At 45.8% G+C, this 876-nt stretch carries 2 protein-coding genes; both read right to left on the reverse strand.

Annotation, left to right across the window (positions count from 1 at the left end; translation table 11 throughout):
• Positions 1-7 precede the first annotated feature (7 nt).
• Positions 8-472: a type IV pilin protein gene (locus tag A3756_RS24530; RefSeq protein WP_068554936.1), complete on the reverse strand. Its 465-nt coding sequence runs from the start codon at positions 470-472 to the stop codon at positions 8-10.
• 2 nt (positions 473-474) lie between these two features.
• Positions 475-876 (reverse strand): hypothetical protein (locus A3756_RS28335; RefSeq protein ID WP_231875631.1); only part of this gene is annotated, 402 nt, incomplete at its 5' end.

Here is an 876-nt window from a genome sequence, read left to right on the forward strand (position 1 = left end):
CTATCGTTTAGTTCTTATCCCAGTCAAACTCATTGCCACCGATCGCGCCGCTATTATCCTCTTCCCAGCTTTTTTGGCATAGGGCGTTATACTCCAAAAAGCCATAGCCCGTTTGGGAATTGGTAGGAGTCGCTCGTAGGGTGTAAGAACTCCCTGTAGCCGCTTCAATCGTTAGGTCGTAGTAAACAGATGAGCCGCCTACCGGTGCGGTTGTAGCAAATACTGCGGGAGCCCCAGTATCTCCACTTTGTCCTGCATTCAGGTAAGAGTTATTTTGTGTGAAATGTTTTTCCATCGCAGCCGAAAAAGAGACTAAGGCGCCCTGAGCTTCAGAGCGTTTGGAACTCTTTACGTTATCCTGATATGACGGGTACGCGATAGCAACTATGATAGCCACTATAGCCACCACTACCATTAATTCTATCAGCGTGAAGCCCTTCTGCGAGCTATAACAATTCTTGCAGGTATACATATTTACTCCTCTTGAACCCAGTAGGTTCTAACAATTTTTCCTTCGCGATCAAGTGGATTGCACTCTGTACCAATACACAAAATGTCTTGGCCATCCACACGAAGTCTTTGTGGTGCGGTTGGTAATGATTGTGTCGTGAGCGTGCCAACTTCCCTATCGCTTGTGGTTAACTCAGAATCTAATCCGATACCGTCATAATTCTTAACCGGTGTCGCGTCAGCTATTTCGATATGGTAGAGGCGAGGAATACCGGAGCTAAAAATACAGCCGTTAGTACTTGCTGTGGGCTCGTAAGTGGTAAAGTAAACCGTTCCATCAATGGTTAAAGATGTCGCTAGCATTTTTTCGCCATCACGCGTAAAACGAATGAACCAACCCTGTTTTGGTAATATATCAGCACCGTT

The organism is Oleiphilus sp. HI0086 (assembly GCF_001635225.1).